This window comes from Streptomyces sp. NPDC059785 (assembly GCF_042732375.1).
Taxonomy (GTDB): Bacteria; Actinomycetota; Actinomycetes; order Streptomycetales; family Streptomycetaceae; genus Streptomyces.
The window spans coordinates 13,927-39,643 of sequence record NZ_JBHWHV010000078.1; the positions used below are offsets into that span (position 1 = coordinate 13,927).

General features: G+C 72.5%; 23 protein-coding genes. 10 read left to right on the plus strand and 13 right to left on the minus strand.

The window, feature by feature from the left end; all coding sequences use genetic code 11:
* The first annotated feature begins 11 nt into the window (after positions 1-11).
* Positions 12-1,211, plus strand: a complete 1,200-nt coding sequence (locus ACFV6E_RS37940) for a lytic transglycosylase domain-containing protein (protein ID WP_385467971.1) — start codon at positions 12-14, stop codon at positions 1,209-1,211.
* A gap of 6 nt (positions 1,212-1,217) precedes the next feature.
* On the opposite strand, the gene ACFV6E_RS37945 is transcribed toward ACFV6E_RS37940, so the two are convergent.
* The 3 genes from ACFV6E_RS37945 to ACFV6E_RS37955 all read right to left on the minus strand — a co-directional run bounded on the left by ACFV6E_RS37945 (position 1,218) and on the right by ACFV6E_RS37955 (position 4,297).
* Positions 1,218-1,778, minus strand: a complete 561-nt coding sequence (locus ACFV6E_RS37945) for an SMI1/KNR4 family protein (protein ID WP_385467974.1) — start codon at positions 1,776-1,778, stop codon at positions 1,218-1,220.
* Between the two features lie 75 nt (positions 1,779-1,853).
* Positions 1,854-3,248 (minus strand): HupE/UreJ family protein, encoded by a 1,395-nt coding sequence (locus ACFV6E_RS37950; protein ID WP_385467976.1) that lies wholly within the window; start codon positions 3,246-3,248, stop codon positions 1,854-1,856.
* On the minus strand, positions 3,248-4,297 hold the full coding sequence (locus ACFV6E_RS37955) for a DUF3500 domain-containing protein (protein WP_385467978.1): 1,050 nt from the start codon (positions 4,295-4,297) through the stop codon (positions 3,248-3,250). Before ACFV6E_RS37955 ends, ACFV6E_RS37950 begins: the two co-directional genes overlap by 1 nt.
* 346 nt (positions 4,298-4,643) lie before the next feature.
* Between ACFV6E_RS37955 and ACFV6E_RS37960 the strand changes: the two genes are divergently transcribed.
* Together ACFV6E_RS37960 and ACFV6E_RS37965 are read left to right on the plus strand one after the other, a co-directional pair.
* On the plus strand, positions 4,644-5,123 hold the full coding sequence (locus tag ACFV6E_RS37960; protein WP_385467980.1) for a MarR family winged helix-turn-helix transcriptional regulator: 480 nt from the start codon (positions 4,644-4,646) through the stop codon (positions 5,121-5,123).
* A 128-nt stretch (positions 5,124-5,251) separates the two neighbouring features.
* Positions 5,252-5,920 (plus strand): nitroreductase, encoded by a 669-nt coding sequence (locus ACFV6E_RS37965; protein ID WP_385468017.1) that lies wholly within the window; start codon positions 5,252-5,254, stop codon positions 5,918-5,920.
* A 30-nt stretch (positions 5,921-5,950) separates the two neighbouring features.
* On the opposite strand, the gene ACFV6E_RS37970 is transcribed toward ACFV6E_RS37965, so the two are convergent.
* Complete coding sequence (locus ACFV6E_RS37970) at positions 5,951-7,366, minus strand: hypothetical protein (protein ID WP_385467982.1); 1,416 nt, start codon at positions 7,364-7,366, stop codon at positions 5,951-5,953.
* A gap of 113 nt (positions 7,367-7,479) precedes the next feature.
* Here ACFV6E_RS37970 and ACFV6E_RS37975 point away from each other — a divergent pair, with 113 nt between their 5' ends.
* Complete coding sequence (locus tag ACFV6E_RS37975; protein WP_385171770.1) at positions 7,480-8,745, plus strand: molybdopterin-dependent oxidoreductase; 1,266 nt, start codon at positions 7,480-7,482, stop codon at positions 8,743-8,745.
* Positions 8,746-9,157: 412 nt separating this feature from the next.
* Here the strand turns inward: ACFV6E_RS37975 and ACFV6E_RS37980 are convergent, their stop codons facing one another.
* From ACFV6E_RS37980 to ACFV6E_RS37990, 3 genes are read right to left on the minus strand one after another with little or no spacing between them, the layout of a single operon-like run.
* Complete coding sequence (locus tag ACFV6E_RS37980) at positions 9,158-10,096, minus strand: class I SAM-dependent methyltransferase (RefSeq protein ID WP_385467984.1); 939 nt, start codon at positions 10,094-10,096, stop codon at positions 9,158-9,160.
* Positions 10,093-10,728: a DUF2064 domain-containing protein gene (locus ACFV6E_RS37985; RefSeq protein ID WP_385171764.1), complete on the minus strand. Its 636-nt coding sequence runs from the start codon at positions 10,726-10,728 to the stop codon at positions 10,093-10,095. The genes ACFV6E_RS37980 and ACFV6E_RS37985 overlap by 4 nt, the downstream gene beginning before the upstream one ends.
* Positions 10,725-11,456, minus strand: a complete 732-nt coding sequence (locus ACFV6E_RS37990; RefSeq protein ID WP_385467986.1) for a glycosyltransferase family 2 protein — start codon at positions 11,454-11,456, stop codon at positions 10,725-10,727. Before ACFV6E_RS37990 ends, ACFV6E_RS37985 begins: the two co-directional genes overlap by 4 nt.
* A gap of 105 nt (positions 11,457-11,561) precedes the next feature.
* Here ACFV6E_RS37990 and ACFV6E_RS37995 point away from each other — a divergent pair, with 105 nt between their 5' ends.
* Positions 11,562-12,320, plus strand: coding sequence for a response regulator transcription factor (locus ACFV6E_RS37995; protein ID WP_385171758.1), 759 nt, complete (start codon positions 11,562-11,564; stop codon positions 12,318-12,320).
* Between the two features lie 2 nt (positions 12,321-12,322).
* Complete coding sequence (locus ACFV6E_RS38000; RefSeq protein ID WP_385467989.1) at positions 12,323-13,435, plus strand: sensor histidine kinase; 1,113 nt, start codon at positions 12,323-12,325, stop codon at positions 13,433-13,435.
* Between the two features lie 44 nt (positions 13,436-13,479).
* Here the strand turns inward: ACFV6E_RS38000 and ACFV6E_RS38005 are convergent, their stop codons facing one another.
* Both ACFV6E_RS38005 and ACFV6E_RS38010 read right to left on the minus strand, forming a co-directional pair.
* Entirely contained in the window at positions 13,480-14,487 is a 1,008-nt protein-coding gene (locus ACFV6E_RS38005; RefSeq protein ID WP_385467992.1) for an NAD-dependent epimerase/dehydratase family protein, read from the minus strand.
* Positions 14,488-14,602: 115 nt separating this feature from the next.
* On the minus strand, positions 14,603-15,814 hold the full coding sequence (locus ACFV6E_RS38010) for a globin domain-containing protein (protein ID WP_385467995.1): 1,212 nt from the start codon (positions 15,812-15,814) through the stop codon (positions 14,603-14,605).
* A gap of 264 nt (positions 15,815-16,078) precedes the next feature.
* On the opposite strand from ACFV6E_RS38010, the gene ACFV6E_RS38015 reads away from it, so the two are divergent.
* Positions 16,079-17,485: an FAD-dependent oxidoreductase gene (locus tag ACFV6E_RS38015; protein ID WP_385467997.1), complete on the plus strand. Its 1,407-nt coding sequence runs from the start codon at positions 16,079-16,081 to the stop codon at positions 17,483-17,485.
* Between the two features lie 90 nt (positions 17,486-17,575).
* Here the strand turns inward: ACFV6E_RS38015 and ACFV6E_RS38020 are convergent, their stop codons facing one another.
* Positions 17,576-17,800 carry a hypothetical protein gene (locus ACFV6E_RS38020; protein WP_385171746.1) on the minus strand — a complete coding sequence of 75 codons (225 nt, stop codon included), beginning with the start codon at positions 17,798-17,800 and terminating at the stop codon, positions 17,576-17,578.
* 197 nt (positions 17,801-17,997) lie between these two features.
* On the opposite strand from ACFV6E_RS38020, the gene ACFV6E_RS38025 reads away from it, so the two are divergent.
* Positions 17,998-18,846 (plus strand): RNA polymerase subunit sigma, encoded by an 849-nt coding sequence (locus ACFV6E_RS38025; RefSeq protein WP_385467999.1) that lies wholly within the window; start codon positions 17,998-18,000, stop codon positions 18,844-18,846.
* On the opposite strand, the gene ACFV6E_RS38030 is transcribed toward ACFV6E_RS38025, so the two are convergent.
* From ACFV6E_RS38030 to ACFV6E_RS38040, 3 genes are all read right to left on the minus strand, one after another.
* A complete protein-coding gene (locus ACFV6E_RS38030) occupies positions 18,803-19,774 on the minus strand; it encodes an RNA polymerase sigma-70 factor (protein ID WP_385468002.1) in 972 nt (323 codons plus the stop codon). The two genes, ACFV6E_RS38025 and ACFV6E_RS38030, sit on opposite strands and share 44 nt — an antisense overlap.
* Positions 19,775-20,027: 253 nt before the next feature.
* Entirely contained in the window at positions 20,028-20,777 is a 750-nt protein-coding gene (locus ACFV6E_RS38035; protein WP_385468005.1) for an SDR family oxidoreductase, read from the minus strand.
* Between the two features lie 46 nt (positions 20,778-20,823).
* Positions 20,824-22,554, minus strand: coding sequence for an L-aspartate oxidase (locus tag ACFV6E_RS38040; RefSeq protein ID WP_385468008.1), 1,731 nt, complete (start codon positions 22,552-22,554; stop codon positions 20,824-20,826).
* A gap of 317 nt (positions 22,555-22,871) precedes the next feature.
* On the opposite strand from ACFV6E_RS38040, the gene ACFV6E_RS38045 reads away from it, so the two are divergent.
* Positions 22,872-23,546, plus strand: coding sequence for a DUF5134 domain-containing protein (locus ACFV6E_RS38045; protein ID WP_385468011.1), 675 nt, complete (start codon positions 22,872-22,874; stop codon positions 23,544-23,546).
* Positions 23,547-24,049: 503 nt separating this feature from the next.
* On the plus strand, positions 24,050-25,675 hold the full coding sequence (locus ACFV6E_RS38050) for a cytochrome bc complex cytochrome b subunit (RefSeq protein ID WP_385468014.1): 1,626 nt from the start codon (positions 24,050-24,052) through the stop codon (positions 25,673-25,675).
* Positions 25,676-25,717 lie beyond the last annotated feature (42 nt).

Here is a 25,717-nt window from a genome sequence, read left to right on the forward strand (position 1 = left end):
AGTGAGAGACCATGCCCCGACACCGCGCCCGACGCGTGCCCGCCCGGACCCGGCAGGGGCTGCGGGCCACCGCCATCGCCGTGACCGCGGTCGCGGCGCTCACCGCCTCCCAGGCCCCCGGACTGTCGCAGAAGAGCCACGGCCGCGCGGACGCCGACGACCGGACCGCCCCGGCCGCCGACCTGCCCTACTCCGAACTGTCGCCGCCCGACGACGACTCCTACCACACCGAACTCCCGCCGCTGGTCTCGCCGGAGGCCGAGCCGCACGTGGCGCAGGTGAACCAGATTCGCGCCGAGTCCGGTATCCCGGGCACCGTGCTGCGCGCGTACCGGGACGCGGAGAAGTCCGTCGGGCGGACCGATCCGGGCTGCCGGCTGCCCTGGGAACTGCTAGCCGCGATCGGCAAGGTGGAGTCGGGACAGGCGCGCGGCGGCGCGGTCGACCGGAACGGGACCACGCTGAGCCGTATCACGGGCCCGGCGCTCGACGGCCGTGACTTCGCGCTCGTCCTGGACAGCGACGGCGGTGCCTACGACGGGGACACGGTGTACGACCGGGCGGTGGGACCGATGCAGTTCCTGCCGTCGACGTGGGCCCGCTGGGGGGCGGACGGCAACGGCGACGGCCGCAGTGACCCGGACAACGTCTTCGACGCGGCGCTGGCGGCCGGGCACTACCTGTGCGCCGGTGACCGGAACCTGAGCGTCGCGGCCGACCTCGACCGGGCCGTCCTCAGCTACAACAACTCGCGTGCCTACCTCGACCTCGTCCGCCGCTGGCTGGACTTCTACCGGCAGGGGGTGCACACCGTGCCGGACGGCGAGGGCGTCATCCCGCGGTCCCCCGGGGCGGGCGGCGACACCCCGGCGACGGAGCCGGTCGACGGCGACGGCGGCGGCGGACAGGGAGGCGAGGACGGCGTCATCATCGGCGATGACCCCGGCACCCCCACCCGTACGCCCTCTCCGTCACCGACGCGTTCGTCCTCGCCCTCGCCGTCCCCGCAGCCGTCCGCGACGGAGACCGGTCCCTCGGAGACCCCGGATCCGTCCCCGTCCGACTCCGCGACACCGTCCCCGTCCGATTCGCCGACGCCGACCACGGACCCGACCCCTCCGGAGGACTGCCCGTCGGACTCGGCGAGCCCCACCCCGGACCCCTCGCCGTCGCCCACCACCCCGGACGACGACCCGACCTGCCCGGCCTGAGAGGAGTCAGGCGGCGTCGTACCAGGGCTTGTGTTCCGCCCAGTGCCGGACCCAGCCGGCGAAGCCGGGCTCTGCCGTGGTGTAACCGAACTGCGCGCCGAAGGGGACGGCACCGACGTCCGTGATCAGCCAGACGTGTCCTCGGTGCGGCCCGGTGACGACGAGGTGCCAGTTCATCGCGCACCCGTCGGTGCCGAGCACGACCGAGCCGTGGTGGTGGACCCGGTCGAGGAGCCGGCCGGCGTCGTCGGCCGGCTCCTCGTCCTCCTCCCACATCCACGCCTCCGCCAGCGGAAACGCCTCGCGCAGCTCGCGCTCCCGCCCGCCGCCACCCCAGTCGTCCGGCAGCTCCGCGAGCGGCAGCAGCCCGTACTCCGGCGGCCCGGACGACGAACCGTCCGTGATCTCGGCGACGAAGCTCCGGTACGGCTCGGGCAGTACGATCCCGTGGTCCGCCTCGAAGGCACGGACCGCCTCCCAGCCGAGCGCCGACGCACCTCCGTCACCGGTGCCGAACGCCGCCCGAAGCTCCGCCAGCTCAGCGGGATCCGCCTGATCAGGATTCATGCGGCATGCATACCACCTCGCTCCGACAGCGTCCGACGCTCTCGCGTGCGTCCACTGCCGCGCTCTTTGGTGAACTCACGGTTCGACCAGTGATTCGCGGCGGCGGAGTCGGAGGACGCGGCGCAGGCGGGTCCGGCCGAGGTGGGTCGTGGTCAGCCATGTGGTCGACGCTATGGCGGTGACGGTGAGGACGGCGAGCAGTTCCGAGGTGTGCGTTCCCGCGGTGTCCGCCGCTCGGGCCACCGGGTTGGTCACGCCCAGGCGGTCCAGCAGCCAGCCCAGGGCAAGGGTGGCGGTCAGAGCGGCGCTCCCGGTGCGCAGGGCCGCGTGGTGGCGGAGCCGGGTCAGGCAGAGCAGGGTCGGCAGGGCGAGCACGACGAGGACGAGTTGCATGCACTCGATGCCGAGGTTGAAGCCCGCCAGGCTGAGCGCCAGTTGACCGGTCGAGAGGTTCATCTCGGCGAGGGTGAGGGAGAAGGCCAGTCCGTGGCCGAGGCCGAAGACACCGGCGATGACGGCCTCCCGCCCGGGGAAGAGCGGGCGCATGGCGTGGACGGCGCCGATGAGGATGCTGACGGCGATGAACGCCTCGACCGGCTGGGCCGGGATGTCGAGCCGGCCGAACGCGCTCAGCGCGAGCGCGGCGGAATGGCCGAGGGTGAACGCGAGCGTGGTACGGGCGATGCGGGCGAGGGCGGCTTTGCTGTTCGTCCGGCCGCTCCAGCGGTGACCGGCGGCCAGCAGGGGCGCGGGGAGCAGCAGGACCAGCAGGAACAGCAGGTGGTCGGTGCCCTCCAGGATGTGGGTGGCGCCGAGCCGGAACATCGCGTAGGTGCCGCTCCAGGCGCTGCCGTCCTCGAGATCGACGGTGAGCGGGGCGACGGTCATGGTGCGGGTGTCGGTGCTGATGACGCCGACCGAGGCCGCGGTGGACCCGCCGTCCTCGGCCACCCGGCCGGTGGCCCAGTCCTGGCGGACGGAGACCAGGACGGTGTGGGTGACGACCTGGTGGACGACGGCGTCGTAGTCGAGGACGAACCGCCGCGGATCACCGCCGGCGGGCGGGGTCAGTGCCGCCCGGACGGTCAGTTCGCGGTAGGCGCCGCTGGCGGTCTGCTCCGCGCGGCTGAGCGTCATGGCGCCGACGGTGACGGACCAGGCGGTGCCCCGGGTGGTGGCCGGGTGGAGGTGGGCGAGCAGGTAGCGGCGGACGGCGGGCGCGTACGCCGACAGCTGCCCGGCCGTCGTGGTGTCGGTCAGCGGTATCCCGCTGGCCGTGGCGAAGTCGGTGACCGGCAGGTCGAGTTCGGCGGTCACCGACGCGGCGTGCACGTCCAGCGAGACCACCGAGTGCGGCATGGGATGCGCGGCGGCCGGCGGCGCCGCCAGAAGCAGCGCCGCCAGTACCGCCACCGCGACCCCGACCGTCATGCGCAGCGCTGACGACAGCGAGAGCGGTGGGCGGTCCATCAGAAGGAGAACTCTCCGCCGTAGTCGCGCGTGTGGTCGCGGTAGACGGTGTGGTAGTGGATCTGGTTGCGGTAGATCACACCGTTCTGGCAGACGAACTCGACCCAGACGCCGGGTCCGTCGATGCGTACGTAGTCACCCTGGGCGGTCAGGGTGGAGTTGCCGGAGTACGAGATGTACGTCTGGTCGAGCTCCGACTCGTACGTGGCCAGCAGCGAGGCGGCGGTCGTGTCGTCCGCCACCTTGACCCACGGGGCCACCGCCGCGAGCACCAACTGCCTCTGCGCGGAGGTCAGCTGGCTGACGGCCAGGCCCTGCTTGGTGGTCGGGAAGGCGCCGTCCTTGCCCGGTCCGAGCAGCACGTCGCTGAACGACTGCGACAGCTTGGCCTGCGTCAGCTGCGTGGAGCTGAGGCCGCCCAGCATGGCGAGCATCCCGTCGCGCATGCCCTTCAGCGGCGCGTACGTGGTGCCGTTGGAGGTCCAGCTGGACGGTTCGACGCCGACGAAGTACGGGGTGGTGCCCTCCAGCTGTCCGTCGGCGTAGGTGAGGTTGACGGCGAGGTGGTGGCCGCCGAAGTGGAGCTGCCAGGTGCCGCTGGTGCTCGGCGTGCCGAGGAACGCCAGGTAGTAGTTGCCGCTGCCGTAGCCGCCGGAGCTCTGGCCGAGGACATCGTCGGCCGCGAGGATCTGCGAGACCTGGTCGTACCCGGTGCCGCTGCCCGTGCCGGTGGCCGCCTGCACCACGGCCTTGGCGGCGGCGAGCTGGGTGCTGCTGAGCGTGCTGAACTGGATGCCGACCCGGCAGGACGAACCGCAGGGGAGGTTCGACCAAGCAGTGGCGTTGGCCTTGGTGAGGCCGAGGAGCACCTTGCTCTTCTGGTCCGTGCTCAGCGTGGCCAGGAACGCGTTGGCCGCGTCGACCACGCTGGAGACGGAGGCGGTGGCGGCCGTCGACGTGCTGGACACGGGCGCGGTCCGCGGGCTCGCGGCCTCGGCGTGCGCGTAGATCCCGCCGAGGACGAGGGCCGTACCCGCGGCGCAGGCCACGCACGCCCGCCGCCATCTGCCCGTTGACCCACGGTGGGGGGTGTCTTCTGGCACCTTGATGGTCCCTTCGGAAGTAGGTTGTCGGGGACTGCGCTCCGGCACCGGCCCGCACCGCGTCGTGTCATGTGCACGACCGGCAACGGAGCGGGTGGAGTCCACCAGCGGGTGCTGTGAATTACGTAGCCGTGTGCTGGGGGTTTCCTGTCAACGTTTTTGTCAACCTTCTTGTCGGCCGTTTGTCGGCCGATGAGCCGTTTCCGAGACCCAGGCGACGTGCTCGACGCGCGGCGGTTTCTGGTATCGATCGATACCGTAGCGATCGGATCAGGCGCTGTAATGTGGCGACATGACCGCTGATGCCCGTCGCACGACCGCCCACGCCACCGGTCGCCCCGGAGACGAATCGCCGTTCGCCCTCGGCCTGTTGCTGCGCCGCGCGCACTGGCGGGCCGCCGCCGTGATGACGGAGGCGCTGCGGCCGCTCGGCGTCGAACTGCGGCACTTCGCCGTACTGATCGTGCTGATGGACCGCGGGCCCACGGTGCAGCGGGACCTGGCGGCGGAGACGGGGTCGGACAAGGCGGGAATCATGCGCGTCGTGGACGACCTGGAGCGCAAGGGGCTGGCCGTGCGCAAGAGCGTGCCGGGGGACCGGCGGGCGCGGGCGGTGGAGATCACGCCGCGCGGGCGCGAGCTGTTCGAGGCGGCCCATGTGGCCGCGGAACCGCTGGCCGAGCGGCTGGCCGCCGGCCTCGGAGCCGGCGACCGGGAGCGGTTGACGGAGCTGCTGACCCGCATCGCCTACCCCGCCGACGACGAGATGTGAGCCATCGGCCCCCCGGCCGTCGGCACCCCGTTCCCGTGAGAGTCACGGATGAGATGGTCGCGAGTGATACTATCGCCGTCGTGAGCGTCACTGACTCTGTCGGTCGGACAGGTGAGAAGGTGAGCGACTTGGACGTCTACGAGGCGGTCAGGAGCCGGAAGGCCGTACGCGGGTTCGTCGACCGGCCCGTCCCGAAAGCGGTGCTGGAACGGGTGATGTCGGCCGCGACCCGGTCGCCGTCCGGCTCCAACATCCAGCCGTGGCACGCGTACGTGGTGACGGGCGAGCCGTTGGCCGAGATCAAGAAGCGCGCCAGTGAACGCCTGGCCCTGGGCGAGCCCTGGGACGAGCCGGAGTACGAGCAGTACCCGCCGGTCCTGAAGTCCCCCTACCAGGAACGCCGTTCCGCGTTCGGCGAGCAGCGCTACGGCTCGCTCGGGATAGCGAGGGACGACCTGGAGGCCCGCCACCGGGCCGTCTCCGGGAACTGGGAGTGCTTCGGCGCGCCCGCCGCGCTGTTCTGCTACATAGACCGCGGCATGGGCGCGCCCCAGTGGTCCGACGTCGGCATGTTCCTGCAAACCGTCATGCTGCTGCTGCGCGCCGAAGGGCTGCACAGCTGCGCACAGATGGCCTGGGCGAAGTACCACAGGACCGTCGCGGAGGTCCTGTCGCCTCCGGACGGACTCCTGTTGTTCTGCGGCATGTCGATCGGGTTCGAGGACATCACGGTCCACCACGCCCGTACGGACAGGGCGCCGCTGGGTGAGACCGTCACCTTCGTCGACGCCTGCTGACCGGCCCGGCCGCGCGGGCACGACGGCGGGTCACCAGCCGGTCAGCAGCAAGTGGTTGACGAGCAGGGCGAGCACCGCCTGGCCCGCCAGCCAGACGCGTGCCCCCGACAGGAACGCGCACGCCGGCAGCAGCCACAGCGCGAACGGCAGCCAGATGCGCTCCGTCTCCGCCTTGCTCATGCCGGAGAGGTCGGCGATCAGCACGGCGAGCAGGGCGGCGGCGAGCAGGAGACCGAGGCGGCGACCGGAGTTCGGGGCGGGGCTGCGCCCGGCGTCCGGGACGGGGCGCCGCTCCCCGCCCGGGGCGGGGCTGCGCCCGGCGTTGTCCGCCGCCGGGCGCCGAAGGGTCGCCGCCGCGCGGCGCAGACCGGCCGCCGTCGCCGGACCGGCGATGAACACCGTGCAGGCCAGATTCGCCCACACCCAGTAGCCGTAGGGCCGGACGCCGCCCGCGCCCTGGTAGTAGCGGGTGACGAGCAGCCGGTACGCCTCCCACCAGTCGAAGCCCGCCGCCGTGAACACGGCCGGGACGACTGCGAGTCCGAGGACGAGGCCGGGAAGGACAGGGGTGCGCCGGGTCCCCAGGACGAGGACCGCGGCGCCGATGACCGCGAACAGCGTGAGCCCGTAGGACAGATAGGCGGTCAGCCCGAACAGCAGCCCCGCGGCGAAGCCGGTCCACCGGGGACGGCGGCCCGTCACCGCCAGCGCCAGGAAGGCCACCGCCCACGCTGCGACCGCCGCGAAGTAGCCGTCCGCCGACGTGCCCGCCCACACCGCACCCGGCGTCAGCACCAGGAAGGGCGCCGCACGGCGGGCCGCCCGCTCATCCACCAGGGTGCGTACGGCGATCAGGACCGCGACCGCCGCGGTCGTCCCGACGGTGATGACGAAGGCGCCCGCCCAGCCGCCGCCGCGCAGCCCGATCCGGTCCAGCAGGACGAACGTGACGGTGGCCGCGGGCGGATGTCCCGCGACGTGCGCGGGCCAGTTGTCCGGGGCGCCGAACAGGATGTGGTGGGTGAAGTCCCGCAAGGCGTACGGGATGTCGTGGAAGCGGCCGATGACCCGCAGGTACTCGTTGTGCGTGGTCAGCCGCGCGGCGACGCCCCGGTGCCAGCCGTCGACCAGCGCCAGGCACCATGTCCAGGCCAGTGCCGTGCCCCAGACGGCGGGCAGCAGTCCGCGCCAGGGCAGGCGACCGGCCACGCGGGGACCGAAGGCCACCACGGCGACCGCCACCGCGACGGCTCCCGGAGTGCCGGGTCCGAGGTGCGGGTGCCAGTTCGCGTAGAGCGGTGGCCAGCCGACGCGCAGGGTGCCGTCCCGGTGCTCGACGACGGTGCCGACGACCACCGCCACTATGACGAGGAGGACGGCGCCGGCGGCGGCGTACACGTCCCGGCGGACGGCGCGATGACGGGGGAGGGGAGAGGAGGGAAGCACGCGAGCACGTTAGGTCGCGAAGCCCCGCGCGGACCGCTGACGTGCGCCGACGTCAGACTTTCGTCATGGTTCACGGACCCGCCGCCGGGCTGGACCGCCCCTACGGTCGGGGCATGGCCCGGTTCTCCCTCTCCGCCTCCTCCCCCTTCTCGCCGACCTTCTGGCGCAGTCCGCTGCGCGGTCCCCGGCTGACGTCGGTGCTCGGCGTGGTGCTGCTCGGCGGCATCACCGTGCTGTTCGTGACGGGACTGCTGTCGTACGCCGCGTACAACCCGGATCTGGCGCCGGTGAACGACAAGACCCCGGACAAGGGGATCCTCGGTCTCTACCTCTTCCCCTGGCCGACCCACCCGCACTGGCTGTACCGGCTCACCCAGGGCGTCCACGTCACCCTCGGCATCACACTGATCCCGGTGCTCCTCGCCAAGCTCTGGTCGGTGGCGCCCAAGCTGTTCACGCTGCCCCCGGCCCGCTCCCTCGCGCACGCGCTGGAACGGCTCTCGCTGCTGCTGCTCGTCGGCGGCGGACTGTTCGAGTTCGTCACCGGCATGCTCAACGTGCAGTTGGACTACGTCTTCCCGGGATCCTTCTACCCGCTGCACTTCTACGGCGCCTGGGTGTTCTTCGCCGCGTTCGTCGCCCACGCCGTGCTCAAGACGCCGGTGGCGCTGCGCAATCTCCAGCACCTGCGCAACCTCCGGCACCTGCGCGACGCGCCCGCCGAGCACCCGGAGGCCGCCGACCCGCCCACCGTCTCGCGGCGGGGAGCGCTCGGCGTGGTCGGCGGGGCGTCCAGCCTGCTGCTCGTCACGACGGCCGGACGGAGCCTCGACCCGCTGCGCGGTGCGGCGCTCTTCGCCCCGCACGGACGCGGGAACCCGGCGGACGGCCCCGGCGGCTCGGGCGGCGGCTTCCAGATCAACAAGACCGCACGGTACGCGGGCATCCGCCCCGCCGAGACCAGCGACGATGCCTGGCGGCTGGTCGTCACGGGCCGCGGCCGGACCGTCCGGCTGAGCCGCCCGGAACTGCTGCGGCTCCCGCTGCACGGCTCGGCCCTGCCGATCGCCTGCGTGGAGGGCTGGTCGACCTCCGACCAGTCCTGGCGCGGCGTACGACTGCGGGACCTCGCGGCGCTCGTCGGCCACGACGGTGACCCGCCGGACGTCCTCGTGGAGTCGCTGCAACGGCACGGCGCCTTCCGCCGGGCCGCCCTGCGCGCCAACCAGGTCGGCGACCCGCGCTCACTGCTCGCCCTGTCCGTGAACGGCGCGGACCTGACCCCCGACCACGGCTACCCGGCACGCGTCATCGTGCCCGCGGCACCCGGCGTGCTCAACACCAAGTGGGTGGCCCGCCTGACCTTCGGAGATCTTTGATGCGCCACCTGCGGAAACCTGCGATGCGCCACCTTCCCAGGCCCGAGATGCGCCACCTGTTCCGGCCTGGGATGCGCCTCAGGACCGTCCTCGGCAACCCGCTGCACATCCTGCTGCTCGGCTGCTCGTTCGCCCTGGCCGGGTACGCGGGAGCGCGGCTGCTGACGGGTGACCGGTTCCGGATCGCCCTGTGGTTCGCGGGGTCGGCCCTCGTCCACGACCTGGTGCTGCTGCCGCTGTACGCGGCGGCGGACCGGGCGCTGATACGGGCCGCGGGCCGGCACCGGCACCTGGTGATGTACGTGCGGGTGCCCGCCCTGCTGTCGGGGCTGCTGCTCCTGGTGTGGTTCCCGCTGATCGGCGGTGCGGTGGCCGGGCGTTACACCCGGGCCACCACCCTGTCCGCCGACGGCTACCCGGCCCGCTGGCTCCTGGTGACGGCCGCGCTCTTCGGCGGCTCGGCGCTGCTGCTCCTGCGGCGGTGCGGGTGGCCGCGGGTGCGGTCGCGGTTCACGTCCCGGTCGCGGCCCTCGTCCCGCTCGCGCAGCGCGACGAAGGAGCGGTCGCCCGACGTCCACTGATCGACGGCGCGCCAGCCCGAGCCCCGCGCGTGCCGCAGCAGGGCGGGCGTGCCGAGCCGGGCCCACGGAAAGGTGCCGCCCTGGGCTCCGTACGCGTCCGAGACCCGTACCCGCACCCGTTCGTCGACGTCCGCGCAGGACACCGTCTCCACGATCAACAGGCCGCCTGGACGGACGAGTTGGGCCGCCCGGGCGAGCAGGGAGCGCGGATCGCCGCCGATGCCGATGTTCCCGTCGACCAGGAGCGCGGTGCCCCAGCGGCCTTCGCCGGGCAGGGCGTCGAAGACGGAGCGGCGCAGGGCGCGTCCGCCGAGCGCGGTGGTGCGGGCGACGGCGGCCTCGCTCACGTCGACCCCCAGCGCCCGCCGGCCGTCCGCCGCCAGCGCCGCGACCAGCCGGCCCGGACCGCAGCCGACGTCCAGCACCGCGCCCTCGCAGCGGCGCAGCAGCTCGAGGTCGGCGGCGTCGGCGGCCGCGCACCAGCGCTCCACCTCCAACGGCAGCAGCCAGCCGTCCGTACGGCGCAGGAAGAGCGGGCCCCGGCCGGTGCGCAGGGCGCGGGCGTAGGGGTCGGCGGACCAGGCGCCGGCGGAGCCGGTGTCGGCGTCCGGCGGGTGTTCCTGTGCCGCAGTTGTGCGGGTCGCCGTCCGGCGGGGCGTAACGGGTCCGGGCCGGTGCCCTGACCACGGCGGCGTCGTCCCGGTCACTCCGGTCGTCTCGGTCACTCCGGTCGTGCCGGTCACTCCGGTCGTGCCGGTCACCCCGGTCATCGCCGCGGGTCCGTCAGCCGCGCCGGCGTCGCGGCGCTCGTGAACAATGCCAACCGTGCGGCGAACCGGGTGTCCGGTGCCGCCTCGGCGACCAGTGCCGCGTCGTACGCCGTGTCGACGTCCCGCAGCACCGGCAGTTCCCGTACGCGCAGCCCGGTCAGCCGGGCCCGCTGTGCCGCTCCGGTGTGCGGAGTGGACATGGGGACGCCGAGCAGCAGCGACGGATCCGGTGCGGCCAGTCCCAGCGCCCAGAACCCGCCGTCCTCGGCGGCACCGAAGTACGCCTCGCAGTCCGCGAAGTCGACGGTGAGCAGCTCCGGGGTGAGCTGCGGGGTGTCCATCCCGACCAGCAGCGCCGGACCGTCGCAGTGCGCGAAGGCCGCGGCCAGCCGCTCGTCGAGACCGCCCGCACACTGCCGCACGACGTCGAAACCGGGCGGCAGCCAGGGGCCGGGCGTGCCGTCCAGGACCAGGACCCGGCGGTCCGCGGGGGTGCGCGCGACCACGTCCAGGGTGTCCGCGAGCGCCGCCTCGGCGAGCGCGGCGGCCTGCCACGGCGTGAACGGCGGCGTCAGCCGGGTCTTCACGCGTCCGGGCCGGGGCTCCTTCGCGATGACCAGAAGGGTGGTCACGGGCGCGCTCCTTCCCGGACAGATTCCGCCGCCGGGGGTTCGGCCAGGACACGGCTCATGTCCCGTACCGCCTGCCAGGTGCCGCGCCAGGTCCCGGTCACCTTGGAGGCGCCCGTCCGGGGCAGATAGGGGACGTCGTGCTCGGTGATCCGCCAGCCCGCGTCGGCGGCGCGGACGACCATCTGGAGCGGGTAGCCGCTGCGGCGGTCTGTGAGTCCGAGGGCGAGCAGCGGCTCGCGGCGGGCGGCCCGCAGCGGACCGAGGTCGCGCAGCCGCAGGCCGGTACGGCGCCGCAGCAGCCGGGCCAGCGCCAGGTTGCCCGCACGCGCGTGCGCGGGCCAGGCGCCCCGGGCCCGCGGCCGGCGGCGGCCCAGGACGAGGTCCGCCTCCCCGGCCTCGACGCCGGCCACGAAGGGCACCAGGCCGGACGGGTCGAGCGAGGCGTCGCAGTCGCAGAAGCAGACGATGTCCGCCGTGGCCGCGGCCAGCCCCGCGTGGCAGGCGGCCCCGAAGCCGCGCCGCTCCTCGCGCACGACATGTGCGCCCAGGGCCTCGGCGAGTTCGGCCGAACCGTCGGTGGAGCCGTTGTCCACGACGAGCGCCCGCCAGCCGGGCGGGATGCGCCGCAGCACCCAGGGAATGGCCTCGGCCTCGTCGAGACAGGGCAGCACGACGTCCACGGACGCCGCGCGGGAAGGTGAGGTGGAAGGGGTCGTCACAGCTTTCACCCTACGAACGGGAAACGGGCGGAACAGGACGCGCGCTCCTTACGAAACACGGACGTCGCGGGGCCGGGAACGACACCCGCACGCCTCCGGTGCGAGGCTTGCGGCATGACACAGCAGCAGCACGCACGGACCGGAGCCCGGGTACTCGTCGTGGACGACGACCCCACCGTCGCCGAGGTCGTCTCCGGGTATCTGGACCGGGCCGGATACGTGGTCGACCGGGCCGGTGACGGCCCCGAGGCTCTTGCGCGCGCCGCCGGCCACTGGCCCGACCTCGTCGTCCTCGACCTGATGCTGCCCGGCATGGACGGGCTCGAAGTCTGCCGGCGGATGCGCGGGCAGGGGCCCGTACCGGTCATCATGCTCACCGCACGCGGCGACGAGGACGAACGCATCCTCGGCCTCGAGGTCGGCGCCGACGACTACGTCACCAAACCCTTCAGCCCCCGCGAACTCGTCCTGCGCGTCGAGTCCGTGCTGCGCCGCAGCCGGCCCGCGCAACCCGCCGGGGTGCTGCGCGCGGCCGGTCTCACGGTCGACCCGCAGGCCCGCCGCGCTCTCAAGGGCGGTACGGAACTCGCCCTTACCATCCGCGAGTTCGACCTCCTCGCCTTCTTCCTGCGCCACCCCGGGCGGGTGCACGGCCGGGAGGACCTGATGCGGGAGGTGTGGGGCTGGGACTTCGGCGACCTGTCGACCGTCACCGTGCACGTGCGCAGGCTGCGCGGCAAGGTCGAGGACGACCCGGCGCGGCCCCGGCTGATCCAGACGGTGTGGGGCGTCGGTTACCGCTTCCAGGCCGCCGACGACGCGGACGTTCCGGACGGTGCAGGTGTCTCCGACGCCTCCGGCCGGGAGGTGTGAACGTGCGGGACGACCTGCTCATCGCCCTGTTCGCCTTCCTCGGGGCCGCCGTGGCCGGGCTGTTCGGTGCCGGTGTGCTGCTGCTGATCCGGCGCCGTTCGCTCGCCCTGCACCTCGGCGTGGTCGCCGCCGTCGCCGTCACCGCCATGCTCGCGGGCACCCTCGCCGTCGCTCGGGCCATGTTCCTGTCGGGGCACGATCTGAAGGTCGTCACGACCGTCGTCGCGATGGCCGCCGTGGTCTCCCTGGTCACCGCGCTGCTCCTGGGCCGCTGGGTCGCCGCCCGCAGCCGCGCCCTGACGCTCGCCGCCCGCTCCTTCGGCGACGGCGGCGCCTTCACCTCGCCCGACGGACCCGCCACCGCCGAACTCGCCGCGCTCAGCCGGGAACTGGAGCACACCAGCGCCCGGCTCGCCGAGTCCCGCAAGCGGGAACGCGCCCTGGAGACCTCCCGGCGCGAACTCGTCGCCTGGATCTCGCACGACCTGCGCACCCCGCTGGCCGGGCTGCGCGCGATGGCCGAGGCCCTGGAGGACGGCGTGGCCGCGGACCCCGACCGCTATCTGCGGCAGATCCGCACCGAGGTGGAACGCCTCAACGGCATGGTCGGCGACCTCTTCGAACTGTCCCGCATCCACGCCGGCACCCTCACGCTCTCCCCGTCCCGGATCTCCCTGTACGACCTCGTCGGGGACGCCCTGTCCGGGGCGGACGCGCTCGCCCGCGAACACGGGGTGCGGCTCGTCGGCGACCGGGTCGAGCCGGTGCCGGTCGAGGTGGACGGCAAGGAGATGAGCCGGGTGCTCGGCAACCTCCTGGTGAACGCCATCCGCCGCACCCCGGCGGACGGCACGGTCGCCGTCGCCGCCGAACGCGGTCCCGACGGCGTGGTCCTGTCGGTGACGGACGGCTGCGGCGGCATCCCCGACGAGGACCTGCCGCGCGTCTTCGACACCGGCTGGCGCGGCACGCACGCACGGACGCCGCCCGCCGGAGCGGGACTCGGCCTCGCCATCGTGCGCGGGATCGTCGAGGCCCACGAGGGCCGGGCCACCGTGCGCAACGTGCCCGGCGGCTGCCGCTTCGAAGTGCTGTTGCCCGCCCGCACCGGATGAGGGCCGGGTACCGCGTTGCTGGTTGAAGGCCGGGTACCGCACCGTCAAGGCTGTTGCCGGCGCATCCCGGACCGCGCGAACTCCCGCATGCCCGCCTCGAATTCGACCCGTGGCTGCCAGCCCAGCTCCGTGCGCAGCCGCGCCGAGTCGGCCGTGATGTGCCGGACGTCGCCCAGGCGGTACTCGCCGGTGACGACCGGTTCCGGACCCCCGTACGCCGCCGCCAGGGCACGGGCCATCTCGCCCACCGTGTGCGGCTCCCCGCTGCCGGTGTTGTACACGGTGAGGGCTCCGTCCCGCGAAGTCGACTCCAGCGCCGCGACGTTGGCCGAGGCGACGTCCCGCACGTGCACGAAGTCCCGGCGCTGGCCGCCGTCCTCGAAGACGCGCGGTGCCTCGTCCCGGGCGAGCGCGGAGCGGAAGAAGGAGGCGACGCCCGCGTACGGGGTGTCGCGGGGCATGCCGGGGCCGTAGACGTTGTGGTAGCGCAGCGACACCGCGGTGCCGCCCGTGGCGCGGGCCCACGCGGCGGCCAGGTGCTCCTGGGCGAGCTTGGTCGTGGCGTACACGTTGCGCGGGTCGGCCGGGGCGTCCTCGCCGATCAGGCCGGGTTCGAGGCCCGCGCCGCACACCGGGCAGCGCGGCTCGAAGCGGCCCGCGTCGAGGTCGGCGACGGTCCGCGGTCCCGGCCGCACCACGCCGTGCCCTTCGCAGCGGTAGCGGCCCTCGCCGTACACCACCATCGACCCGGCCAGCACCAGGCGGCGCACGCCCGCCTCGGCCATCGCGCTCAGCAGCACGGCGGTGCCGAGGTCGTTGCGGGAGACGTATTCCGCCGCGTCCGTGAAGCCGGTGCCGAGGCCGACCATCGCCGCCTGGTGGCACACGGCGTCCACTCCGGCCAGCGCCCTGCGTACGGCGACGGGGTCGCGCACGTCCGATTCGGGCCCGGACCGCACGTCGTACACCACGGGCTCGTGCCCGTGCTCCGACAGCGCCTCGACGACATGGGACCCGATGAAGCCGGCACCGCCGGTGACCAGTACACGCATACGCTCACGCTAGGGGCGGCGGACCGCCGGAACGAGGGGGACGGTACCGGCGTCACAGGTCCGTAAGACCTCTCGGCGGGTGGGGGTGGTGCGGACGCGAGCCCGTGGGGAGCCGCTACTTGCTGAGCCACAGGTCGCAGCCGAACACCTCGTAGTGGATGGCTCCGGGGTCGAGGCCGTGGGCCAGCAGGTCGGTGCGGACGGCCTTCATGAAGGACAGCGGGCCGCACAGGAAGGCCGTGGTGCCGGGGCTCGGGGACAGGCGGGTGAGGTCCGCCCAGCCCTCGTTGACGTGGTCCGCCAGGGCGTCCGGGTGGTCCGCGGTGTCCTCGTACCACAGGTGCAGCGAGGCGTTGGGGAGCCGTCCGACGAGTGCGTCGAGTTCCCGGCGGTGGGCGTGGAGCGCGGGGGAGCGGTCGGCGTGGACGACGGTCACGGCACGGTCGGGCGAGGCGACGGCCAGGTGCTCCAGCATGGCCGGCATGGGGGTGACACCGATGCCGGCCGAGGCGAGCAGGAGCGGGCCGTCGCCCTCGGGGAGGAGGAGGTCGCCGAAGGGCAGCGAGACCCGCAGGGTGTCACCGGGGCGGGCGTGGGCGTGCAGCCAGGAGGAGACCTCCCCCTCGGGCACACGGCCGTCGGCGGAGCGCTCGCGCTTCACGGTGATGCGCCAGGTCTCGCGGCCGCGAGCGGTGGAGAGGCTGTACTGCCGGATCTGGCGGGCTCCGTCGGGCAGTTCCACCCGCACGCTGACGTACTGGCCGGGGACGAACGGTCCGGTGGGCGACCCGTCGGCGGGGCGCAGGACGAAGGAGGCGGCGTCCGGGGTCTCCTCGTGGCGCTCGGCGATCTCCATGGTCCGCCAGACCGCGCCGTCCTCGACCTGGGCCCGGGCGTACAGGCGGGCCTCCATGGCGACGAGGGCGTTGGCCATGAGCCAGTACACCTCGTCCCAGGCTGCCGCCACCGCCGGGGTCACGGCGTCGCCGAGGACCTCCGCGACGGCCGCGAGGAGGTGACGGGCGACCAGGGTGTACTGGTCGGAGGTGATGCCGAGCGATGCGTGCTTGTTCGCGATGCGGCCCAGCATCGCGTCGGGGCGCTCGTCGGGATGGTCCACGAGCGCCACCGCGAAGGCGGCGACGGCGCCGGCGAGGGCTTCGCGCTGGGCGCCGTTGGCCTGGTTCGCGCGGTTGAACAGGTCACGCAGAAGCTCGGGACGCTCCTCGAACATCCGGCGGTAGAACAGCTCGGTGATGGTGCCGAGGGAGGCTCCTACGGCCGGGAGCGTGTCCCGGACCGTCTGTGCCGACTGGCGGGAGAGCATGCTGACTCCAGACTGGCATACGAGATGCGTGTTTTCCGACGTGGCGCGAGCCGACTGCTGAGCTCGCCTCCACACAGTTGACCGAACAGCGGCGGAAGGTGTGACACTGTTTTGCGCCAGAAGAGCAGCGGCAACAGTGTGGCAGGATGACGCGCAGTCGGGACGCCGCGTCGCCTGCCTGCGCCCCGATCTCGTCCGCGTGCTGTCACATCACATGGTGCCGACCGGTCTAGAGGGGTGAAGCCGAGAGGAACAGAGGACACCGTGCGTGAGATCTTGATCGTGGGCGGCGGCTACGCCGGTTTCTACACCGCGTGGGGCCTGGAGAAGAAGCTGCGGCGCGGCGAGGCGCGCGTCACCGTGGTCGACCCCCGCCCGTACATGACGTACCAGCCGTTCCTGCCCGAGGTGGTCGCCGGGTCCGTGGAGGCCCGCCACGCCGCCGTCTCGCTCCGGCGGCATCTGCGCCGGACCCGGCTGATCGCGGGCTCGGTGACGGAGATCCGCAACAGCGCGCGCACGGTCACGGTCCGGCCGGCGGCCGGACCCGACTTCGACCTCCGCTACGACCTGCTGGTGGTGACGGCCGGAGCCGTCACCCGCACCTTCCCGGTCCCGGGGCTGAGCGACCAGGCGTACGGGCTGAAGCATGTCGAGGAGGCCGTGGCGATCCGGGACCGGCTGCTCACCTCGTTCGACCGCGCGGCCACCCTGCCGCGCGGACCCGAACGCCGCAAACTGCTCACCGCCACCTTCGTCGGCGGCGGCTTCTCCGGGGTGGAGGGCTTCGGCGAACTGCTGGGCCTGGCGACCGCGCTCCTCAAGCACTATCCGGAGATCGGTGCCGGGGAACCGGCCTTCCATCTCGTCGAGGCGCGGGGCCGCATCCTGCCCGAGGTCACCGACCGGCCGGGGGAGTGGGTGGTGCGCTCGCTGGAGAAGCGGGGTGCGCGGGTGCACCTCGACACGCAGCTCGTCTCCGCGAAGGACGGACACGTCGTGCTGTCGAACGGAGAGGAGTACGACTCGGGTCTGCTCGTGTGGGCGGCGGGCAACGCCTCCAACCCGATCGTGCACAATCACACGGACCTGCCCGTCGACGAACGCGGTCTGCTGACCGTGCGCGCGGATCTCCGGGTCGGCACGGACACCGAGGTCGTGGCGGACGTCTGGGCGGCCGGCGACGACGCCTCGGTGCCCGACCTCGCGGCCGGCCGCCCGGACGCCCGTACGGTGCCCAACGCCCAGCACGCCGTCCGCCAGGGCAAGTTGCTGGCGAGGAACATCGTGGCGTCACTGCGCGGGCGGCCCGTCAAGGACTACGTGCACCACAGTCTGGGCGTGGTGGCCACGCTCGGGCTCGGCCGTGGCATCTTCCAGTACCGGCGCCTGGTCATCAAGGGTTTCCCGGCCTGGCTGATGCACCGGGGCTACCACGTCCTGGCCGTACCGAGCTGGGAGCGCAAGGCCCGTGTGTTCACCGTGTGGGCCACCGCCGCCTGCTACGGCCGCGACATCGTCTCCCTCGCCTCGGTCCAGCACCCGAGGGAGGCCTTCGTCTCCCGCGGCGACGTACGCCGGGGCGAGGAGCCCACGGACGAGCCCACGGACGAGCCCACGGACGAGCCCACGGACGAGCCCACGGACGAGCCCACGGACGCCGCCGCCTGACGGGCGGCCCGTGACACCGCCGGGCGGCGGGCGCCCCACTGAGAGCGCCCGCCGCCCGTAACTGCCTGCTGCGGAGGGAGACTTGTCGCGCTACGACGGTTCACCGCGTCCACCCGTACGCACCCCGCCCGCCGCCCGGCGGCCCGCCGGGCGCCGCAGCCGCCCAAGGGTCTCGGAGACCGCGTCAATGCGCGCGTCCACCGTCTCGAGCGCCTCTCGTAGCAGGCTCAGCCGTCCCTCGAGCAGGGCGGCCTCCGCCGCGAGCGACACGGTGGCGCCGGCGAGATCGGTCTGCGGGTCAGCGCTGCGGGGCATCCGCTCGTCCTTCCTCTTCTTCTTCGCTCCGGGGCTCGGGCGGGCATTGCCGCGAGCTGTCGACACCGCATTGACCGGGCAGTGCGAGTAGCTGTGACAGCTCGGTGGATGTCACAACCCGCGCCGACGTCCGGTCTAGCTGACAACCGACGGAAGACACAGCGATGCTGACGGGGCGTCCGGAAGAAGGAGACGGTGTGGAACTTGTCGATGACACCATGCCGATCGCGGAGTTGCTCGACGAGCGGCGGCATCTGCTGGAGGTCGCTCACGGGCTGCTGGGCAGCGTCATCGCCGCCGAGCGCGTCATCGACGAGGCCTACCGGGAGTGGTACGGGCTCTGCGTGCACCAGCGGGCGCGGATCATGACGCCGCGGGCCTGGCTGACCCGGGCGGTGAGCGGCATCGCCCTGCTGCTGCGGACGTGGGACACGCTGTCACCCGCCGAGCAGGCCGCGTTCGGGCGCGACGACGTCGAGGGAACGGTGGCGGACACGGAGGCGTACGCGATCGCGGGTACGGCCGAGGGCAGCGCGGGACAGTCCGAGCCGGCGTGCACGGAACCGGGATGCACACGCCCGGCAGGCACCGGACCGGATGGCTGCGATCCGGGAGGCGGGGCGTCGACGGACCGGGCCCTGCACAGTCTCCGGGCCCGGCGCGCACGGCCGGCCCCACCGCGTCGGCAGGACGAGATCGCCCACGCCGTGCGCCAGTCCTGCGCCGACGGGGACACCGACCGCCTCGCGTCCCTGCTGGCCCCCGACGCCTGCGCGTTCTTCGACGGCGGAGGCAAGGTCCGCACCCTGGCCCGGCCCGTGACCGGCCGCGAACGGGTCGCGCGGAGCCTGCTGACCCTGCTCGCCCGGCATCCGCGCACCACCTTGCGCACCTGTCCTGTCAACGGACGCACCGGTCTCGTCGCCCGCTGTGACGGCCAGGTCGCCGCCGTCGTCGGCCTCGACGTGGCCGGCTCCCGTGTCGTACAGGTCTGGGCCGTCCTCAACCCCGACAAACTGCGCTCCTGGAACCGCCCTCGCCCGTGAGGCGACCGGACAGCGGTGCCGCCCAGACACCGCTGACGATCGCATCGCGGGAGCGGTGGCGGGAGGCGAGGAAGGCGGCGATCTTGCCCGGGTCGAACACCCACAGCACCTGGTGAATGCCACGGTGCGTGGCCGCGACGGTCATGAAGGTGGCGGGCCGGCCGTCCCGGTGGAGCAGGATGCCGCTCCGTCCGTTGGCCTCGACCGGTTCCACCTCGACCGTCGGCCAGAACCGTGGATACGCGGTCGACAGGTTCGCCACGCGGGCCCGCCCCAGGACGGGGACCCGGGCCGCTCCCCGGATGCCGTTCCCGTCGGACAGGCTGACCACATCCGGCGTGAGCAGCGCCTCCAGCGAGGCCGTGTCCCCCTGCCGGGCGGCGGCGACGAAGGCGTGGAGCAGCTTCTGGTGCTCGGCGGCGTCGACGCTGTCCCGCTGGTCGTCGGTGAGGTGCTTGCGCGCCCGGCTCACGATCTTGCGGACGTTGACGGGGCTGAGCCGGAGGATGCGCGCGATGTCGGGATAGGCGTAGTCGAAGGCTTCCCTCAGGACGTACGCGGCCCGTTCGGTCGGAGGCAGTTTCTCCAGCACCAGGAGCAGGGCGAGTTCCAGCGCCTCGGCCCGTTCGGCGCCGGCCTCCGGGTCGTTGCTGGTGTCGACGGGCTCGGGCAGCCACGGGCCGATGTAGGTCTCGCGGCGGACGCGGGCCGACTGGGCCACGTTGATGGCCAGCCGCGTGGTGGTGCTCGACAGGAACGCCACGGGGCTGACCACGACGGCACGATCGGTCCGCTGCCACCGCAGCCACACCTCCTGCACGACGTCCTCGGCCTCCACCGCACTGCCCAGTACGCGATAGGCGATGCCGAAAAGGCGTGGCCGGAGTTCGACGAAGACGGAAACGGCGTCGCTCAGGTCGCTTTCCATGGTGGGCGCCTCCGGATGCATGATCCTCGGCCTCCGTTCTTTTGTTGTCGGTGCTCTCCGCCCGAAGTGACCGGCCGTGCAGGCGTTTCGTGACACTTTCGCGGCGATTTTCTCGACGGACATGGAAAGAGGTCTGCCGTGCATGAAAAAGGGGGTCTGCCGTGCATGGCAAAAGGGACCTGCCGTGCCGCGATGCGGACGACAAGCCCCTTTTTGCCGGGGCGGGCCCTGCCCCGGGCCCGCCCCCGACGGCTCAGCGCTGCTGCTGCGCGAGCCAGTCGGTGAAACGGGTGTCCGCGATGTGCGCGTCCGGGCCGGGGAGCAGCGTGGTCTCCCGCAACTCCGCGCCGAAGTACGGGGCGTGCACGTCGGCCACGACCGTGCGCGGGTCCTTCTTGGCGGCCAGGCCCTTGCGGATCAGCTCGTCGAGCCGGAACACGTCGGGTCCCGCGACCTCCACCACCCCGTTGACAGGGGTGCCGACGGCGGTGCGGCCGACGGCGGCGGCCACGTCGTCGGAGTGGACGGGCCGGATCCTGACCGGGGCCAGCCGGACGGTGTCACCGTCGGTCGCCGACTCGGCGATGCCCTTCATGAACTCGAAGAACTGCGTGGCGTGGACGATCGAGTACGGGATGCCCGAGTCCTTGATCAGACCCTCCTGCGCCTGCTTGGCGCGGAAGTAGCCGCTCTCCTGGAGCCGTTCCGTGCCGACCACGGACAGGGCCACGTGGTGGGTCACACCGGCGTTCGCCTCCGCCTTGAGGAGATTGGTGGTCGAGGTGCGGAAGAACTCCATGACGGCGTCGTCCGCGAAGGAGGGCGAGTTGGAGACGTCGACGACGACCGAGGCGCCGTCCAGGACCTCGGCCAGGCCCTCGCCCGTGAGCGTGTTCACGCCGGTGTTCGGGGCGGCCGGCACCGCCTCGTGACCGTGCTCGCCGAGCTTGGCGACCAGCTTGGAGCCGATCAGTCCGGTACCGCCGATGACTACGACCTTCATGAGGGAAATCCTTTCGTGGAACGGAATGTGCAAATGTCGACCAGGGCTATTCGACGAGCTTTCCCTCGGTGGAGACGTCCGCCATGAGGGAAGCGATCTCGTCCGGGACGGGCGGAATGCTTTCGTGGGTGATTCCGGTCGTCGGGGACCAGACGAGATTGACGCGGAACGCGGGATCCGTGTCCGGGAAATCACTGCGGTTGTGGCAACCGCGGGTCTCCCGGCGTTCCAGTGCCGCTTCGAGGGTGGCGCGGGCCGCCAGGGCGGCCGACCTGAGGTCGAAGGCATGGGCGAGATCCTGGAAGCCCGCGATGTCGGGGTGGACCCCGACGTCCTCCATGCGCTTCTCGATGATGTCCAGTTCCGCCAGGCCGGCGCGCAGCCCCTGTTCGTCACGGACGACACCGGCGTGTTCGGTCATGGTGTTGCGGATGGTGCGCTGCAAGGCGCGGACGTTCTCGGGTCCCTCCGCGGCGAGCAGCCCGTCGACTTCGGCTCGGGCCCGTGCCACGGCGGCCGCGGAGCGGGGCTGCGCGGTGAGTGAGTCCGCGTAGGCGGCCGCGGCCTGGGCGGTGATGCGGCCGTAGACGAGGAGCTCGATGAGACTGTTGCCGCCGAGGCGGTTGGCACCGTGCAGACCACTGGACGCCTCGCCGATGGCGTACAGGCCGTGGACGTCGGTGCTGTGGTCCTCGGGGCGGACCCAGACGCCGCCCATGGAGTAGTGCGCCGTGGGGGCGACCTCGATGGGCTCGCGGGTGATGTCGAGCATTTGCAGTTCGAGGAGCGTCTGGTAGACCCGGGGGAGCCGCTGCATGATCGTCTGGCGGGGCAGGTGGGAGACGTCGAGCCACACCCCGCCGTTGGGGGTGCCGCGGCCTTCCTTGATCTCGGTGTACGAGGCGAGCGCCACGCGGTCGCGCGTGGACAGTTCCATGCGCCGGGGGTCGTAGCGGTTCATGTACCGCTCGCCGAGGGCGTTGCGCAGGATGCCGCCCTCGCCACGGGCCGCCTCGCTGACCAGGGTGCCGGCGGCGTTCTCCGGTTCGATGATGCCGGAGGGGTGGAACTGGACCAGCTCCGGGTCGCGCAGACGGGCCCCGGCGTCGACCGCGAGGCGGAAGGAGTCACCGGTGTTCTCGTCCCGTCGCGAGGAGGTGCGCCGCCAGATACGGGTGTGCCCGCCGGCCGCGAGGATGACGGCGTCCGCGTGGATCAGGTGACGGGTGCCGTTGCCGAGGTCGAAGCCGTAGGCCCCGAAGACGGCACCGTCGTTGACCAGCAGGCGTGTGATGTAGACGCTGTCGAGCACCGGTATGTCCAGCTGGGTCGCGCGCCGGATGAGGGTGCGCTGGATCTCCAGGCCGGTGTAGTCGCCTGCGAAGGCGGTGCGGCGGAACGTGTGGGCGCCGAAGAAGCGCTGCGAGATCCGGCCGTCCTCTTCGCGGGCGAAGGCCATGCCGTAGCGCTCCAGGTCGTCGATGCCCAGGGCCGCGCCCTTGGTGACGATCTCGGCGGTGCGGGGGTCGCCGAGCAGGTAACTCTCCTTGAGGGTGTCGGCCGCGTGCTGCTGCCAGCTGTCCTCGGGGTCCATCGTGGCCAGGGCCGCGTTGATCCCGCCGGCGGCCAGGGAGGTGTGGGTGTCCTCCTTGGGGCGCTTGCCGACGGCGATGACATCGACGCCGGCCTCGGCCAGTTCGATCGCCGCGCGTAGGCCGGCCCCGCCGGTGCCGATCACCAGCACCGTGGTGGCCAGACGTCGTTCGGTGATAGGCACGTTCGCTCCCGTCGCTCTGGGTGGTCACTGACTAGGACCGGGCCGGGCGGCGGTTTGTGACACCGGGCCCGGCGGCGGCTGGTGACACCGGTTCGGTGCGAGGTGGGACGGGCGATGGTGAGCACATGGTGTGCGGGTGTCACACCGTGGCGATGTCTCCGGTCGTATCGATGTATCGATGTATCGACGAACCCGACGGCCGCATGAGTCGGCCGGTGACGGGTTCGACGGCATGACGGCACGACGGCAACGAGGAGGAGAGGGATGACGTACGTCATCACGCGGCCCTGTGTCGGCATCGGGGACGGGGCGTCTGCGTGAGCACCCCCGCCGACGCCGTGCACGGCATGCTGACGGTGCTCTTCGCCCTCCTGGCGGCACACGCACTGCGCCACGGCGTCCGCTCGCCTGGCACGGCCCTCCGTGACCGGGTGGACCACCTCCTGCACTTCGCCATGGCCGCGGCCATGGCGGCGATGCCGTGGGGCGTCGGCCACTCGCTGTCCGGCCGCACCACGGTGGCCCTCTTCACGGCCGCCGCCGTGTGGTTCCCACTGACCGCCCTGCACCGCCGCACGAGGGACGGAGCCGGCCGTACGACGGACGGAGCCGGCCGTACGGCGAACGGAGCGGCGGACGTCCTGCACCGGCTGCCGCCCGCGGTCGGCATGGCGGCGATGGCCTGGATGCTGCGCACTTCCCACGGCGGGGCGGCCCACTCCCACGAGACCCTGGCAGACGGCGTCCCGGCCGCGCACCACACCGCCGCCCTCGGCCATGGAGCGGACGCCTCGGCGACGGCCGCCGGGATCACCGGCCTGCTGACGGTGTATCTCCTGGCCTGTGCGTTACGGTCGCTGACCCGTCCCATGCCCTCGCTCAGGTCGGCCACGGACACCGCGCACCGCGCCGCCGCGACGGACCCGTACGGGCACGTGCGCGACGGCGCGATGGCGCTGGGGACGGCCGTGATGCTGCTCATGCCTCACTGACCGTGTGTCACACGGTGAGCGCTCCATGAGCGGGGTGGTGGCGGCGAGCACCCCGATGTCCTGGGTCAGCAGGATCCGCCGGCACTGTTCGACGAGGTGGTCGGTGTAGGACTCGGCCTCGTCGCGGCGGCCCGTGGCGACCAGCTTCCTCACCCAGGGGGGTCCATGTCGATGCTCAGCCCCGGGCCGCTGCCCGCGGGGCATCACTCCGGGGAGCGCCCGGGGTACTGATCACCCCGCACGCCGGCGCCTTCACCCCGTCCTTGTGGCCCCGCCTCGAAGAGCTCGTCCGGCGCCGGCCGGCCCGGTTCGCCGCGGGCGAGGAACCGGAGAACGTCGTCCGGCGCTGACACCGGGGCCCGGGGTGAGCGCCGCCCCGGAGCCCGCCTTCCCGCGGACGCGGACACCCCATGTCACATCCGGGCCGTCTCATCTGTCTTCACTGTGGCGGCAGTTCACAAATCCTGCCCGAACATCACAGTCACGGACGGAATGGTGAAGAGATGGGCAACGACAGCCGGCCGGCCGGGCCGGGGCAGGGGCGCACCGGGGAGAGGCTCGCCCGATGGGCGGAGAGCCGACTGGGCCACGGCCGTGCGGTCGGCTCCGCGCGGCGCCTGGTCTTCCCCGACCACTGGTCGTTCATGCTCGGCGAGACAGCGCTCTACAGTTTCCTCATCCTGCTGGTCACAGGTGTCTACCTGAGTCTGTACTTCCACCCGTCCTCCGCCCTCGTGGTCTACGAGGGCGGTTACACCCCGCTGCGGGGCCAGTTGGTGTCGGAGGCCTTCGACTCGACCCTGCACATCTCCTTCGGCGTCCGCGGCGGTCTGCTCATCCGGCAGGCCCACCACTGGGCGGCTCTGGTCTTCGTCGCCGCCGTGTTCACGCAGATGATGCGGGTCTTCTTCACCGGCGCGTTCCGCAAGCCACGGGAGCTGAACTGGGTCCTCGGGTTCCTGCTCCTCGTGCTGGCCATGTTCGCCGGGCTGACCGGCTACGACCTGCCCGACGACCTGCTGTCCGGAACCGGCCTCCAGGTCGTGAACGGCACGATCCTCTCCATCCCGATCGTCGGGACGTACGTGTCGTTCTTCCTCTTCGGCGGCGAGTTCCCCGGCGAGGACCTGATCGCCCGCTTCAACACCCTCCACGTCCTGGTCATCCCCGCGCTGATGGCCGCCCTGATCGTCGGCCTCCTGGTCCTGGCCGTACGCCACCGGCCCGCGCAGTACCCCGGACCCGGCCGCACCAACGGCAACGTCGTCGGTCTTCCGCTCAGGGTGTACGCCGTCAAGGCCGGTGCCTACTTCTGCTTCGTGTCCGGCGTGATCTTCTTCATGGCCGCCGTCGCGCAGATCAACCCCGTGTGGAACTACGGGCCCTTCCGTCCCGACCAGGTCTCCGCCGGCTCCCAGCCCGACTGGTACATGGGCGTCGCCGACGGCCTGCTGCGCACCATGCCCGGCTGGGAGATCGACTTCTGGGGCCACACCCTGGCCCTGGACAACTTCCTGCCGCTGCTGGCCGGCGTGCTGCTCTTCCTGGCCATGGGCGCCTATCCGTTCCTCGAGGCATGGGTCACGGACGACGACCGCGACCAGCATCTGCTGGACCGGCCCCGCAACCGTCCGGTGCGCACCGCCCTGGGTGTGGCCTGGCTCAGCGTCTACGCGGTGGCCCTCATCGGCGCCGCCAACGACGTGATCGCCACCCAGCTGCACGTGTCCGTCAACTCCGTCACCTGGACCGTGCGCATCGGCCTGTTCGCCGTCCCGGTCGTGGCCTTCTCCGTCACCAGGCGTGTGGCACTGGGGCTACAGGCACGCGACCGCGACAAGGTGCTGCACGGGCGCGAGACCGGCATTGTCAAGCGTCTTCCGAACGGCGAGTACGTCGAGGTCCACGAGCCGCTCAGCCAGGCGCGGCGATACGTCCTGACCGCCCACGAGCAGTACCGGCCCCTGGAGGCCGCCGCACCTGCGCCGGGCTCGGACGGCCCCGCGGCCGAGCCTCGTACCCAGCGCCTGCGCGTCCGGCTCAGCCGCGTCCTCTACGGCCCGGGCACCCAGATCATCAAGCCCACGGCGGCCGAGTACAAGGAGATCAGCGGTCGGCACCGGTCCTGACAGCGGAGCACGCAGGCGCCCGCCGCTCGGTCGACCGAGCGG

Coding starts and splice junctions, on each gene's coding strand:
- ACFV6E_RS37940 (WP_385467971.1), top strand. CDS start 12: ATGCCCCGACACCGCGCCCGACGCGTGCCCGCCCGGACCCGGCAGGGG.
- ACFV6E_RS37945 (WP_385467974.1), bottom strand. CDS start 1,778: ATGAATCCTGATCAGGCGGATCCCGCTGAGCTGGCGGAGCTTCGGGCG.
- ACFV6E_RS37950 (WP_385467976.1), bottom strand. CDS start 3,248: ATGGACCGCCCACCGCTCTCGCTGTCGTCAGCGCTGCGCATGACGGTC.
- ACFV6E_RS37960 (WP_385467980.1), top strand. CDS start 4,644: ATGACCGCTGATGCCCGTCGCACGACCGCCCACGCCACCGGTCGCCCC.
- ACFV6E_RS37975 (WP_385171770.1), top strand. CDS start 7,480: ATGGCCCGGTTCTCCCTCTCCGCCTCCTCCCCCTTCTCGCCGACCTTC.
- ACFV6E_RS37980 (WP_385467984.1), bottom strand. CDS start 10,096: ATGACCGGGGTGACCGGCACGACCGGAGTGACCGGCACGACCGGAGTG.
- ACFV6E_RS37995 (WP_385171758.1), top strand. CDS start 11,562: ATGACACAGCAGCAGCACGCACGGACCGGAGCCCGGGTACTCGTCGTG.
- ACFV6E_RS38005 (WP_385467992.1), bottom strand. CDS start 14,487: ATGCGTGTACTGGTCACCGGCGGTGCCGGCTTCATCGGGTCCCATGTC.
- ACFV6E_RS38010 (WP_385467995.1), bottom strand. CDS start 15,814: ATGCTCTCCCGCCAGTCGGCACAGACGGTCCGGGACACGCTCCCGGCC.
- ACFV6E_RS38020 (WP_385171746.1), bottom strand. CDS start 17,800: ATGCCCCGCAGCGCTGACCCGCAGACCGATCTCGCCGGCGCCACCGTG.
- ACFV6E_RS38030 (WP_385468002.1), bottom strand. CDS start 19,774: ATGGAAAGCGACCTGAGCGACGCCGTTTCCGTCTTCGTCGAACTCCGG.
- ACFV6E_RS38035 (WP_385468005.1), bottom strand. CDS start 20,777: ATGAAGGTCGTAGTCATCGGCGGTACCGGACTGATCGGCTCCAAGCTG.
- ACFV6E_RS38050 (WP_385468014.1), top strand. CDS start 24,050: ATGGGCAACGACAGCCGGCCGGCCGGGCCGGGGCAGGGGCGCACCGGG.